The organism is Pseudomonas sp. UBA4194, assembly GCF_002379585.1.
Classification (GTDB): domain Bacteria; phylum Pseudomonadota; class Gammaproteobacteria; order Pseudomonadales; family Pseudomonadaceae; genus Aquipseudomonas.
The window spans coordinates 23,197-36,079 of the sequence record NZ_DFUE01000003.1; the positions used below are offsets into that span (position 1 = coordinate 23,197).

Below are 12,883 nucleotides of genomic sequence, written 5' to 3' on the forward strand. Positions count from 1 at the left end.
ACACCGAATGTCGCAGATCATCCTCGTCCTGAACGGCCCGAACCTGAACATGCTGGGCCTTCGCGAGCCTGCCGTGTACGGCCATGAAACGCTGGCCGACGTCGAGGCCATGGCCACCCAAACCGGTGAAGCCCACGGTTTCACCGTGGAGTGCAAGCAAACCAATCATGAAGGCCAGATGATCGACTGGATCCACCAGGCCCGCCAGCGCGTGGCCGGGATCGTGATCAACCCGGGCGCCTGGACCCACACTTCCATCGCCATTCACGACGCCTTCATTGCTGCCGAAGTGCCGGTGCTTGAGGTGCATATTTCCAACGTGCACAAGCGCGAAGAGTTTCGGCACCTGTCCTACGTGTCCAAAGTGGCTGTCGGCGTGATCGCAGGTTTCGGCACCCATGGCTACAAGCTGGCCATCGATCACTTCGCCAAGCTGCTCAAGTGAGCGCTGAGCGACAGGTCATCTGATATGGTTTTTTAACAGCCTTCTGCCGCTGTTATGCAGTGCAACAACCGTCCATATTCATACCCATCACAACGCAATGTTTGAGAGGTGTGTTATGGACGGTTTGATCATGTTGACCATCATCACCGCAACCCTGGGTTCCTTCGGCTATGTGATGTACCTGATTCACAAGGAGAGCAAGGAATCCTGACAGGCCGACAGGTCTGAACCTGTCGGCCCGAGGGCGGCGTTACTTGATGAAGTTGTCCACCAGCAGGTGTTTGACATCATCGGCTCGACCACTGAGCACGGCCTTGGCCGAGTACAGCGCCATGTTCGATACCTGGGAGAACTCCACCTTGGGTGGCATCACCAATTCTTCCGGGTTGACCTTCACGTCCAGCAGCGCCGGGCCAGGATGCGCGAGGAAGGCCTGCACGGCCTCCTCCAGGCTCGCGCCGTCACTCACCTGCTGGCCATAGAAGCCCATCACCTGCGCCAGCTTGGCGAAATCCGGATTTTTCAGGTCGGTGAAATTGTCCAGCAAGCCTTCGACCTTCTGCTCGATCTGCACGAAGTTCAGCGAGGCATTGTTGTACACCACCACCTTGATGGGCAGTTGCTCCTGCACGGCCGTCAGCAAATCCCCCAGCAGCATGGCCAGCCCGCCGTCGCCGGACAGGGAAATCACCTGGCGCTCGGGGTAAGCCTTCTGCAGGCCCAACGCCTGGGGCATGGCGTTGGCCATGGTGCCGTGGCGCAGGCTGGTCAGCGTACGACGCTGCCCATTGGTGTTGATGTGCCGCAGTACCCAGACCATGGGCGAACCGCCGTCGGCCGTGAACAGCGCGTCGCTGGTGGCATGCTTGTCGATCAAATGGGTCAGGTATTGCGGGTGAATCAGATGGCCGTCGGTGTGGCGCTGATCGTGCAGCAGGGTTTTCAGGGTCTTCTGGCGGACCTTCAGGCATTCCTCCAGGAAACTGTACTCGGTGCGCTCCGGCAACAGCGGCAGCAAGGCCTTGAGGGTCGGCAATACGTCACCGATCACGCCGAGGTCGATCGGATGACGACGCCCCAGGTGAGCGCCCTTGCGGTCGACCTGGATGATCCTGGCGTTCTGCGGGTAGAACTGCCCCCAGGCAAAGTCCGCTCCCAGCAACAGCAGCGTGTCGCATTCCATCATGGCGTGGTAGCCGGATTCGACACCGAACACACCGGTCATACCCATGTTGTAGGGATTGTCGTATTCGACGAAGTCCTTGGCCCGGGAGGTATGTGCAATGGGCGCCTTGAGGCGCTCGGCCAGTTCGATCAGCTCGTCGTGGGCACCCTCACAGCCGAAGCCGGCATAGATGGCGATCTTCTTGCCCTGCCCCAGCATCTCGACGATCTCTGCCAGCTCCGCGTCATCCGGGCGCAGCACTGGCCGTGGCTGATGAACCGAAAATGGCCGGTCGTTCTTGACCTCGGCACTGCTGAGGTCAGATGGCAGGATGATCACCGCCACCCCGCCTTCATTGAGCGCGGTCTGGGCGGCCAGGGTCGTCACCCGGCGTGCCTGCTCCGGGGTGTAGACCTGTTCGCAAAACACTGTACAGCTGCCGTAGATGGCCTTGAAGTCGACTTCCTGGGGGAAATCCATGCCCAGTTCGCTGGTCACTACCTGACTGGCAATCAACACCATGGGTGCGTGGTTGCGCTGGGCCTCGAAGATACCGTTGATGAAATGCAGCCCGCCAGGCCCGCAGGAACCGGCACAGGCCGTCAGGCGACCACTGATGAACGACTCGGCGCCCGCCGCGAACGCAGCGGCTTCTTCATGGCGAACATGAACCCACTCGATGTCGCTGCGTTTGATGGCATCGGTCACGTAGTTGAGGGTGTCACCGACAATGCCGTAGCAATTGCGCACACCGGCTTCCTGCAGGGTCTGGATGACGATATCCGCCACTTTCTTGCTGGCCATGAGGCCTCCTGAGTCGTTGGGTCATGCAGGCTTAGGCTGGGGGTGCTGGTGGGAGTTCAGCCGCGCTTGGTGAAGAAGCCCCGTTGATCGCTGGCGCACAGGCATCTGGGGCATGCTGGTCAGGGCATTAATATGATAAAAAGCACGCACTTTTTTCAGGGAGTCCGCTGATGGGCAAGTTGCGCGTAGGTATCGTCTTTGGGGGCCGCTCGGCCGAGCATGAGGTGTCTTTGCAGTCAGCGAAGAATATCGTCGACGCCCTGGACCGCGAGCGCTTCGAGCCGGTACTGATCGGCATCGACAAACAAGGCCAGTGGCACTTGAACGATGCCAGCGATTACCTGCTCAACGCCCATGATCCCAGCCTGATCGCCCTCAACCGCTCCAACCGTGGCTTGGCGCTGGTGCCGGGCGAAACCGAGCGGCAGCTGATCGAACCGGGTGCCGCCGCGCCGTTGGCGGCCATCGATGTGATATTTCCGGTGGTGCACGGCACCCTGGGTGAAGACGGTTGCCTGCAGGGGCTGCTGCGCATGGCCGACCTGCCGTTCGTGGGTTCCGATGTGCTGGGTTCTGCCGTGTGCATGGACAAGGACATCGCCAAGCGCCTGCTGCGCGATGCGGGGCTACCGGTCACGCCGTTCGTGACCCTGACCCGGGCGAGCCTTGCCCGCCACGACTTCGCCAGTGTGGCGGCTCGGCTGGGCCTGCCGCTGTTCGTCAAGCCGGCCAACCAGGGTTCCTCGGTGGGTGTCAGCAAGGTGGAAGATGCGCCGGGCTACGATGCGGCCGTGGCGCTTGCCTTGAGTTACGACACCAAGGTGCTCGTGGAGGCTGCTGTGGTTGGCCGGGAGATCGAGTGCGCGGTGCTTGGCAATGAGCAGCCTCAAGCCAGTGGCTGCGGCGAGATTGTGGTAGGTAGCGGGTTCTATTCGTACGACAGCAAGTACATCGACGGCGATGCCGCCCAGGTGGTGGTGCCGGCCGACATCGGCACGGAGCAGAGCGAGCGTATCCGCGCAATGGCGGTCGAAGCGTTCGAAGTGCTCGGGTGCAGCGGACTGGCCCGGGTCGATGTGTTTCTGACACCCGGTGGCGAAGTGCTGATCAACGAGCTGAACACCCTGCCCGGCTTCACCCGCATCAGCATGTACCCGCAACTGTGGCTGGCCAGCGGGATGAGCTACACCGAGCTCGTCAGCAAGCTGATCGACCTGGCACTGGACCGCCATCAGGCCCGCGCGGGCCTTAAAAGCACCCGCTGACAAAAGCCCCAGAGCGCCCGTTCGAGCACTGCCACCTTCAGCATGTGTGTGGTCCGCGCTGGCCCTATCGCGGGTAGAACCCGCTCCCACAGGGTGGTGTGTTGGGGCTGAGGTAGGTGGGGACTGTGCTGGCGCCATCGCGGGTAGAACCCGCTCCCACAGGGTGGGGTGGTGGGGCTGAGGTATGGGCGGGTTGCGTGGTTGGTGTGGGAGCGGGTTCTACCCGCGATGGCGCCGACACGGTCCCAGGTCTGGCAGGGATCAGAGCGGCAACGCGGTATCCAGCAGCAGCTTCACATTGAGCACCACGATCAATCCGGCAATCAGCCACGCCGTGCCCGTCAACCAGGGCCCGGTCACGAAATGCCCCATCTTCTTGCGATCCGAAACGAAGCGCACCAGCGGAATCACCGCAAACGGCAACTGCATCGACAGCACCACCTGGCTGAACACCAGCAACTGCGCCGTCCCCTTCTCTCCATACAGAGCAGTCACGATCACCACCGGCACAATCGCCAGCCCGCGGGTCAACAACCGACGCATCCAGTTGGGAATGCGCAAGTGCAGGAAGCCTTCCATGATGATCTGCCCGGCCAGCGTCGCCGTGACCGTGGAATTCACTCCCGACGCCAGCAGCGCCACCGCGAACAGCGTCGAAGCAATCCCGACGCCCAGCATGGGTGACAACAGTTCATAGGCCTGTTCGATCTCCACCACATCGGTACGGCCGGCGCTGTGGAATACCGCGGCGGCGGTGATCAGAATCGCAGCGTTGACGAACAGCGCCAGCATCAGGGCGATGGTGCTGTCGGTGACGGCCCAGCGCAGCCCCAGCTTGCGCCCGGCATCGGTCCGAGGATAGGCGCGGGTCTGCACGATGGATGAATGCAGATACAGGTTGTGGGGCATCACCGTCGCGCCAATGATGCCAATGGCGATGTACAGCGCCGCGGGATTGGTGACGATCTCGGCCTGAGGGATGAACCCCGCCATGATCGCCGCAACGCTGGGCTGCGCCAGCACCATTTGCGCGGCGAAACAGGCGAAGATCACCGTAAGCAGTGCCACCACGAAAGCTTCCAGCGCGCGGAAGCCACGGTTCATCAAGAGCAGAATGAGAAACACGTCCGCCGCACAGATAATCGCCCCCCACAGCAAGGGAATGCCGAACAACAGCTTCAGGGCAATGGCAGTGCCGATGACCTCCGCCAGGTCACAGGCGATGATCGCCAACTCGCATGCCAGCCACAGCACTATGCGGGTAAATTTCGAATAGTGGGCGCGGCAGGCCTGGGCGAGGTCCATTCCGGTGACGATACCCAGCCGTGCGGCCAGTGCCTGCAGCACGATGGCCATCAGGTTCGACAGCAGAATCACCGACAGCAGTGTGTAACCGAACTGCGAGCCGCCGGCCAGGTCGGTGGCCCAGTTGCCGGGGTCCATGTAGCCCACGGCAACCATATAACCGGGCCCGGCGAAGGCCAGCAAGCGACGAAACCACTGCCCGCCACTGGGCACCGGGATGCTCGCGTTGAGTTCGCCGAGGCTGGGCCGCGCGCCGACGCCGTGATGCTCCAGCAAGGCCGGTTCACCGTCATTGGCGCGGAAATTCAAAGGTTCTTTCTTGTTCGCCAAGGTCCGGTCTCCGACCAATTGCGTCATTTGAAGCTGGCCAACCCTGAATAGGCTAGCCGAGACATCCTGTAACGATAACGAGCGGGTGTTAAGGAACTTTACCGCTCGCCATGCGAATAGACAGCGATGGCGTCGAGATGATGCCGCATTCATGACCAACGGCAGCCTGGGCATGAGTTGCCGTTGCGCGCCGTTCATGGTTTATTGCCCGCTTTTCCTTGACCCTAGGCCATTGCCATGACTGCCAAGCACCTGCTCGCCGCTGTTGCCCTGACCCTTGTTTCACCGCTGGCGTTTGCCCACGCCCACCTCAAGGCGCAGGAGCCGGCGGCGGATGCCACAGTGGCTACGCCGGCCCAGCTGACCCTGAGTTTTTCCGAAGGCATCGAGCCAGGCTTCAGTAGCGTCAGTGTCACGGCAGCCGACGGCAAGCACGTCGAGCTCAAGCCCTTGACCACTGCTGCCGGTGACAAGAAGACCCTGATAGTGAGCCCCGCCGAGCCGCTGGCTGCGGGAACCTATCAGGTGTACTGGCAGGTGCTGTCGGTGGACACCCATAAAAGTGCCGGCGACTACCGCTTCACGGTGGGTCGCTAAGTCATGAGTGTTTTGGTCATTCTGCGTTTACTGCACTTCACCAGCCTGATGCTGGTGTTCGGCGCATGCATGTTCAGGCCCCTGCTGCTGACCCATCCGGGCCAGCAGAAGCGTCTGCGCAACCTGCTCGACCCGTTGGTCTGCCTGCTGGCGGCGCTGGCGTTGATCAGTGGCGTGGCCTGGCTGTTCGCCACGGCCTATGAAATGGGCGGCTCGCTGGACATGGCACTGGTGCGGCGGGTGTTGGCCGAGACGTTCTTTGGCAAGGTCTGGACGCTGCATTTGATGTGCTGCGTGGCCCTGTTGGTATGCCTGCGGATCGCCAATCCCAAATTGCAGGTCGTGGCGCGGCCGCTGAGCGCCTTGGCGCTGGCCACCCTGGCCCCGATTGGGCATGCCGCGATGCTCGATGGAACGGCGGGGCAGTTGCTGGTCGTCAACCAGTTGATCCATCTGCTGTGTGTCGGGGCTTGGTCGGGTGGCTTGATGCTGCTGTTGTTCGTGCTTGCCAGCCCAGGGGGCGAAGACGTGCAGCAACTGCTGCGTCGATTCAGCGGTGTGGGCTTGGTGCTGGTGGCCGGCGTGCTGATTACCGGGTTGATCAACGTGCGCGTGCTCACTGGGCAATTCTGGCCCATGCCCGGGGAATCGGGTTTCGCAACGGTGCTGGCGGTGAAGATGGTGCTGGTGGCGGTGATGCTCGGGTTGGCGTTGTACCACCGCTGGCGGTTGGATCAGGAGCCGATGGATGTGGCGCAGATCAAGCGTACCGTGGCGGTGGAGTGGTGCTGCGGTCTGGCGGCGGTGGGAGCCGTGTCGTTGCTGGGTACATTGGCGCCGGTGCCGTTGGGTTGAAGTCAGTGAAATGTGCGTCGCCCGTGCGGCCGCCATCGCGGGCAGAGCCCGCTCCCACAGGGGGGCTCTCACAGGGGGACTCCGACAGGGGGCTCCCATAGGGGCGCCCTGAGGGGGGCGCACAGGGTTGGCTGAGAGGCTGCGGGTGGCGCAGATCCAGTGTGGGAGCGGGTTCTACCCGCGATGGGGCCAGTCTGGATCAACCAATCTTCAGCTGCCGATCACAGACAGGATCTTGCCATTTCCGTCCAAGCCGTGGTGCCTTTCCATTCAGTCGGCAACCGAACCTCGACCTTCGACCCCTCCGCCGCAGGCGCTGCCTGGGCGGTGGCAAAGGCATGGGTAAAACCGGCCGTCACGGTGGTCAACCATACATCACCGTTCTGCGTGACCTCGCCATTGCGATCGAACTGCTGCCACTTTGGCGCCAGGCATTGGGTATAGGCTTGGGGGGATTTGGTGGAGGTCTCGGCGAGTGCCGGCTCCGGGTATTCAAGCTGGGCCGAAGAGCAACCTGCCAGCAAGGCCAACGCTGTAATGCCCATCAATGTTCGCATGGTATTCCCTCGAATTATTTGTATGCCATGTCTACAGCGGCGCACGTTCGACAGCGAAAACCGCCTCACGTGCGACGTCCTGCAAACGCCATGCAAAAAAAAAAGGGGCCGTACTCCCCTGCAAGAGTACAGCCCCCAAGATCACTTGAACCTTGACGAGAACACCACGACGTTGCGCGTTGGGTGCTGCACCTAATGTGCAGCAAGATTGTTACAGCTTGGCGATGGACACCTCGGTGGATTTGACGAAAGCAATCACTTCGCTGCCCACTTGCAGCTCGAGCTCATGCACCGAGCGGGTGGTGATGACCGAAGTGACGATACCGGCTGGCGTTTGCACATCGATCTCCGAAACGACGGGGCCTTCGATGATTTCCTTGACGATGCCCTTGAACTGGTTGCGTACGTTGATCGCTTTGATGGTCATGCCGGTTACCCTCTTTAAGTATTCGGTTGCACCGCAGTGCTTGAGGGAGAGATTGCACTGGATTGGGAATATTTAAAAAGAATAAATAATGCTTTTTATATAACTGGAAGGTTGGTGGTGGATGGTCCCCTCACCCCAGCCCTCTCCCTGGGGGAGAGGGAGCTAACTGCCAAATGCATCAATCGACCTTGAACCGCAATCCCTGCCGGATGCCGTTCACTTCAGCCTCCAACTGCGGATACCCCACTACCGAACCTGCGTAACTGAACCCATAGGCCATGCCCGGTTGCACAGCCGCCACCAACGTCTGGGTGATCACATGGTTGCCGTTGAGGGTCACCTTGCAGGTGGTTTGCGCCGCCGGCAGGTCGCCCAGGGTGGTTTCGCGCACCTTGGTGCACAGGCTCTGATAGCCACTGCGGGAAAAGTTGATCTGGATCGCCTTGCGCATTTCCAGAAGCACCGCTTCCAGGTTCACCGCATGATCCTGCGGCACCGCGCCGCGGGTCATTTCCACAATCATCAAGGGGTCGCCGTTGGCATCGTTCTTGGTCGCCCGCTGGCGGCTGCCGCTGGGTTGCCCACCGGCGCCATCGGCGCTGGGCAGTATCTGCACCTGCCAGTCAGCGGGCCATACGATCAGGCTGTCTTCGGCGTGGGCCACGCCACAGGCGAGCAGGCACAACAACAGGCAGTGTCTGCCAGGCAGCAAAGGCATGGTTCATCGATCCACAGGGACAAGGGCCGTCAGTCTCGCAGAGCCACGGCCAAGGTTTCAATGCGTGACGTCAAATACCGGGGGCCAGCTGCAGGCGGCGTGCGGCGTCGAGGGTGTTCTGCATCAGCATGGCGATGGTCATCGGCCCTACTCCACCCGGCACCGGAGTGATAGCTCCGGCGATGGGGGCCACAGCCGCGTAGTCCACATCGCCCACCAACCGCGAGCTGCCGTCGGCGGCCTCGACCCGATTGATGCCCACATCGATGACCACAGCCCCCGGCTTTATCCAGTCGGCCTTGACCAAACCCGGCACCCCCACCGCCGCCACGACGATATCGGCCTGTCGACACAGCACTTCCGGCGACGGCGTACGGCTATGCACCAGCGTCACCGTACAGTCGTGCTGCAGCAACAGGCTGGCCATCGGCTTGCCGACGATATTGGAGCGGCCGATCACCACAGCGTGCTTGCCACTGAGGTTGTCGCCGAGTACCCGCTGAATCAGGTGCAGGGCGCCGAGCGGCGTGCAAGGCACCAGTGCATCTTCCAGGGCGCCGGTAGTGAGATGACCGACATTCACGTAGTGAAAACCGTCCACGTCCTTGCGCGGATGAATCGCCTGGATCACCTTGGCGGCATGGATCTGCGGGGGAAGCGGCAGTTGCACCAGAATGCCATGGATTTCCAGGTCGCCATTGAGTTCGGCAATCAACTCCAGCAACTGGGTTTCGCTGGTGTCGGCAGGGAGATCGTACTGACGCGAAACGAAGCCGCACTCCTTGGCGCGGCGCGACTTGTTGCGCACATACACCTGACTGGCGGCATCCGCGCCTACCAGGATGACCGCAAGCCCCGGTTGCAGCCCTTCGCGAACGACCGCGTCGCGCACCTGGGCCACCACCGCCTCGGCAATGGCCTTGCCGTCGATGACGGTGATCTCGGCGCCGGCATCGGCGGGCTGTTCAGGTGAGGCGAGCGTGGTCATGGCGAGGCATCCGGGGCAGGTAAAGCGCTGATAATACGGTAATATCGACAGGGATTTAAGGCATGGGCTCATGAGGTGCGGCTTGGCAGGACAACGAACGTTCAGCGGCGGTGGGCAAAGCAAGAATCTGCTGTACCTGGCCGAAGCCGGTGACGCCCTGCGCGATCCACACGCCAAGCCTCAGCGAGTCGGTTTCATTCTGCTCGAGCATTTTTCCCTGGCAGCGTTCACCGCCACTCTGGACACGCTGGTCACCGCCAACCTGATCCATCGCGGCGCCTACGTCATCCGTTCCTTCGGGCTCAGTGAAGGCCAGGTGCTCAGTGACCTGGGTATTGGCCTGCAGCCCGACGAACCGATGACCCCAGCGGCGCTGGAGCATCTGGACCTGCTGATCGTATGCGGCGGCTTTCGTACGCCCTTGCGCGCCCTGCCCGTCCTCAGTCGCCTGCTGGTCGAAGGCGCGCGCCGGGGGCTGGCCTTGGGCGGGCTGTGGAATGGTGCCTGGTTTCTGGGGCAGGCTGGCGTGCTCAAGGGATATCGTTGCGCGGTGCACCCGGAGAACCGCGCATCCCTGGCCGAGATCAGCCCGCAGACCATGGTCACCCCGGCCAGCCATGTGATCGACCGGGACCGCATGACCGCCGCCAGCCCCAATGGCGGTTTCACCCTCATGATGGAACTGATCCGCCAGCACCATGGCGAAACCCTCGCCCAGGGCATCGAACAGATCCTCGCGTTCGAGGGGCTGCGCTTTCGTCGCGCAGGCTCTCAGGCCATGGAGAAGCTCAGCCTGCCCTTGCGCAACATCATCGATCTGATGGAGACCAATCTGGAAGAGCCCCTGTCGCTGGATCAACTTGCCGAGTTCGTCGGCCGCTCGCGGCGGCAGATCGATCGGCTGTTTCAGGAGCAGTTGGGCACCTCTCCGCACCGTTACTACATGGAGCTGCGGGTCACCGAAGCACGGCGACTGCTGCAGCACTCGCAGTTGTCGATCATGGAGGTGGCTATCGCCTGCGGCTTCGTTTCGGTCAGCCACTTCAGCAAATGCTACAGCGGCTATTTTGGCCACTCGCCATCACGGGAAACCCGCTTGGTAGACTGATCGGCTGGGGAAACAGGGGAACCTGTGCGGGCATTTGCCGGTCGACTCCAGTTCATGCCGCTGCGAGCCTTCGACCCATGGAATACATGCTTCCCGAATCCTTGCTGGCCCGCGTGCCGCTGCCCTGGCTGAGCACGCTGATCGCCGCCGTCCTGGCGGTATGTCTTATATTGCTGATCCGCTGGGTCGGACTGATGATCCTGCGCCGGGTTTCCAAGTCGTTCATCCTGGCGCAACAGCTGATTGCCAGGGCCGAGCAACCGACGCTGTGGCTGCTGCCGTTGATGGCGCTGCAAGCGGTATGGACATCGGCCCCGGACGACTTGCTGATGATCAATACCGTGCGGCATATCAATGGCATGCTGGTGACTGCGTGCCTCACCTGGCTGGGCCTGCGCTGCGTCAAGGCGGTGGCCAATACCATGGCCATCAAGCATCCGCTGGACATGGAGGACAACCTGGCGGCGCGGCGTATTCAGACCCAGGTGCGGGTGCTGGTGCAGTGCCTGAACGTGCTGGTGCTGATCTTCGGTATCGCGCTGATCCTGATGACCTTTCCGGCGGTCCGTCAGATTGGTACCAGCCTGCTGGCGTCGGCGGGCTTGGCGGGGCTGGCGGCCGGTTTCGCCGCCAAGCCAGTGCTCGGCAACCTGATTGCGGGGCTGCAGATCGCCATTTCCCAGCCCATTCGCATCGATGATGTGGTGATCGTGGAGAGCGAGTGGGGGCGAATCGAGGAAATCACCGGGACCTATGTAGTGGTGAAGATCTGGGACGAGCGCCGCATGGTGGTGCCGTTGCAGTATTTCATCGAGAAGCCCTTTCAGAACTGGACGCGCAGCACCTCCAGCATCATCGGCTCGGTGTTCCTGTGGGTGGATTATTCCGTGCCCCTGGACGCGCTGCGTGAAGAGACCCAGCGTCTGTGCGATGAGATCCCGCATTTGTGGGATGGCCGGGTTGTGGTGCTACAGGTCACTGACACCAGCGAAAAGGCCATGCAGCTGCGGATATTGCTGAGCTCGCTGGACTCTTCGCGCAATTGGGACGCACGCTGCCATGTGCGGGAGCGGCTGATTACCTTCGTCAATGACAAGTACCCCGAGTGCCTGCCACAACTGCGGGCGGAAATGTCGACGCGCACCGTGCATCCACCCTCCTCCGATGCCCCCGTAGAAGTTGCACGGCAGCCCCCGGTATGAAGATCCCCACCGCACTCTGTAGGAGCGGCGTCAAGCCGCGAAGGCGCCAGCATAAACGCCACATAATCCAAAATATGCATTGACCCAGCTGACGCCTTCGCGGCTTGACGCCGCTCCTACAACGGCGGGATCGTCATCACTCCTGCCAGGCAGGCTTACGTTTATCCAGAAACGCTCTCAGACCCGCCTGCCCTTCAGGGCTGATGCGAATCAGGGCAATGGTTTCCTCGGTCTTGTGCCTGAGCGCGTCGCTCAGCTCACCACTGCCTACCTCCTGCAACAGTGCCTTGGTGGTGCGCATGGCGTGAGGGCTGTTGAGCAACAGGTTATCGACCCATTCACGCATGGCGTTTTCCAGCGCGCCGGTGGCGTAGGTTTCCGAGAGCAACCCGAGCGCGTGGGCACGGGCACCGTCGAAACGCTCGGCGGTGAGCGCGTAGCGCCGCGCGGCCCGCTCGCCAATGGCTTGCACCACATAGGGACTGATCACTGCCGGCGCCAGGCCGATGCGCACTTCCGACAGGCTGAACTGGGCATCGCCACTGCCGATCGCCAGGTCGCAACAGCTGACCAGGCCCACGGCGCCGCCGAACACGGCGCCTTGCACCACCGCCAGGGTGGGCATGGGCATGTGGTAGAGGCGCTGCATCAGCTCGCTCAGTTGCCTGGCATCGTCCAGGTTGGCCTGGTAATCGAGCTCGGCACAGGCCTGCATCCAGGCCAGGTCCGCACCGGCGCTGAAGTGTCGGCCACGACCGCGCAGCACCAACACTCGTACGGTAGGGTCCTGCTCTATCTGCTCCAGGGCCACCAGCAACTCGCTGATCATCTGTGCATTGAAGGCGTTGTTCTTGTCCGGGCGGTTCAGCCACAGGGTCACGACTGCGGTGTGCGGCCGCTGCAATTCGATGGTTTGGAAAGGGGTCATGGCATTACTTCCTGAACAGGCCGAAACGGGACGAAAACTGCTTGTCCCAATTGCGATGGGCCATGCGGCGCCACTCAGGCAAGCGGCCAAGCTGATCGAGCATCGCCGCCGGGTTGGCCTGTAATTCAGGGGTGTACGCACGCAGCGCGGTCTTGAGCACGCTCATCATGACAATCCTCTCGTTCGTAT

Annotated in this window: 14 protein-coding genes; 6 read left to right on the forward strand and 8 right to left on the reverse strand. The window is 61.9% G+C overall.

What is annotated here, in order from left to right:
- Nucleotides 1–7 precede the first annotated feature (7 nt).
- Nucleotides 8–445 (forward strand): type II 3-dehydroquinate dehydratase, encoded by a 438-nt coding sequence (gene aroQ, locus B3397_RS00255; protein ID WP_296246185.1) that lies wholly within the window; start codon nt 8–10, stop codon nt 443–445.
- Between the two features lie 250 nt (nt 446–695).
- Here the strand turns inward: aroQ and B3397_RS00260 are convergent, their stop codons facing one another.
- The gene (locus B3397_RS00260; protein WP_296246187.1) at nt 696–2,414 is read right to left on the reverse strand and encodes a thiamine pyrophosphate-dependent enzyme; all 1,719 of its coding nucleotides are present in this window, start codon (nt 2,412–2,414) and stop codon (nt 696–698) included.
- Between the two features lie 170 nt (nt 2,415–2,584).
- On the opposite strand from B3397_RS00260, the gene ddlA reads away from it, so the two are divergent.
- Entirely contained in the window at nt 2,585–3,679 is a 1,095-nt protein-coding gene (ddlA, locus tag B3397_RS00265; protein WP_296246188.1) for a D-alanine--D-alanine ligase, read from the forward strand.
- Nucleotides 3,680–3,940: 261 nt separating this feature from the next.
- Here ddlA and B3397_RS00270 read toward each other — a convergent pair whose 3' ends face one another.
- The gene (locus tag B3397_RS00270) at nt 3,941–5,260 is read right to left on the reverse strand and encodes an Nramp family divalent metal transporter (RefSeq protein ID WP_414704328.1); all 1,320 of its coding nucleotides are present in this window, start codon (nt 5,258–5,260) and stop codon (nt 3,941–3,943) included.
- Nucleotides 5,261–5,551: 291 nt separating this feature from the next.
- Between B3397_RS00270 and copC the strand changes: the two genes are divergently transcribed.
- Both copC and copD read left to right on the forward strand, forming a co-directional pair.
- Nucleotides 5,552–5,911: a copper homeostasis periplasmic binding protein CopC gene (copC, locus tag B3397_RS00275; RefSeq protein WP_296246190.1), complete on the forward strand. Its 360-nt coding sequence runs from the start codon at nt 5,552–5,554 to the stop codon at nt 5,909–5,911.
- Nucleotides 5,912–5,914: 3 nt separating this feature from the next.
- The gene (gene copD, locus B3397_RS00280) at nt 5,915–6,766 is read left to right on the forward strand and encodes a copper homeostasis membrane protein CopD (RefSeq protein WP_296246192.1); all 852 of its coding nucleotides are present in this window, start codon (nt 5,915–5,917) and stop codon (nt 6,764–6,766) included.
- A 221-nt stretch (nt 6,767–6,987) separates the two neighbouring features.
- Here copD and B3397_RS00285 read toward each other — a convergent pair whose 3' ends face one another.
- From B3397_RS00285 to B3397_RS00300, 4 genes are all read right to left on the reverse strand, one after another.
- Nucleotides 6,988–7,323 carry a hypothetical protein gene (locus tag B3397_RS00285; protein WP_296246193.1) on the reverse strand — a complete coding sequence of 112 codons (336 nt, stop codon included), beginning with the start codon at nt 7,321–7,323 and terminating at the stop codon, nt 6,988–6,990.
- A gap of 211 nt (nt 7,324–7,534) precedes the next feature.
- Nucleotides 7,535–7,750: a TOBE domain-containing protein gene (locus B3397_RS00290; RefSeq protein ID WP_296246195.1), complete on the reverse strand. Its 216-nt coding sequence runs from the start codon at nt 7,748–7,750 to the stop codon at nt 7,535–7,537.
- Nucleotides 7,751–7,928: 178 nt separating this feature from the next.
- A complete protein-coding gene (locus tag B3397_RS00295) occupies nt 7,929–8,468 on the reverse strand; it encodes a DUF4946 domain-containing protein (RefSeq protein ID WP_296246197.1) in 540 nt (179 codons plus the stop codon).
- A 70-nt stretch (nt 8,469–8,538) separates the two neighbouring features.
- Nucleotides 8,539–9,456 (reverse strand): bifunctional 5,10-methylenetetrahydrofolate dehydrogenase/5,10-methenyltetrahydrofolate cyclohydrolase, encoded by a 918-nt coding sequence (locus B3397_RS00300; protein WP_296246199.1) that lies wholly within the window; start codon nt 9,454–9,456, stop codon nt 8,539–8,541.
- A gap of 70 nt (nt 9,457–9,526) precedes the next feature.
- Between B3397_RS00300 and B3397_RS00305 the strand changes: the two genes are divergently transcribed.
- Nucleotides 9,527–10,564: a GlxA family transcriptional regulator gene (locus B3397_RS00305; protein WP_414704327.1), complete on the forward strand. Its 1,038-nt coding sequence runs from the start codon at nt 9,527–9,529 to the stop codon at nt 10,562–10,564.
- A gap of 77 nt (nt 10,565–10,641) precedes the next feature.
- Nucleotides 10,642–11,766 carry a mechanosensitive ion channel family protein gene (locus tag B3397_RS00310; protein ID WP_296246203.1) on the forward strand — a complete coding sequence of 375 codons (1,125 nt, stop codon included), beginning with the start codon at nt 10,642–10,644 and terminating at the stop codon, nt 11,764–11,766.
- Nucleotides 11,767–11,902: 136 nt separating this feature from the next.
- Here the strand turns inward: B3397_RS00310 and B3397_RS00315 are convergent, their stop codons facing one another.
- Both B3397_RS00315 and B3397_RS00320 read right to left on the reverse strand, forming a co-directional pair.
- Entirely contained in the window at nt 11,903–12,694 is a 792-nt protein-coding gene (locus B3397_RS00315) for a gamma-carboxygeranoyl-CoA hydratase (RefSeq protein WP_296246205.1), read from the reverse strand.
- Nucleotides 12,695–12,698: 4 nt separating this feature from the next.
- Nucleotides 12,699–12,860, reverse strand: coding sequence for a hypothetical protein (locus B3397_RS00320; RefSeq protein ID WP_296246207.1), 162 nt, complete (start codon nt 12,858–12,860; stop codon nt 12,699–12,701).
- Nucleotides 12,861–12,883 lie beyond the last annotated feature (23 nt).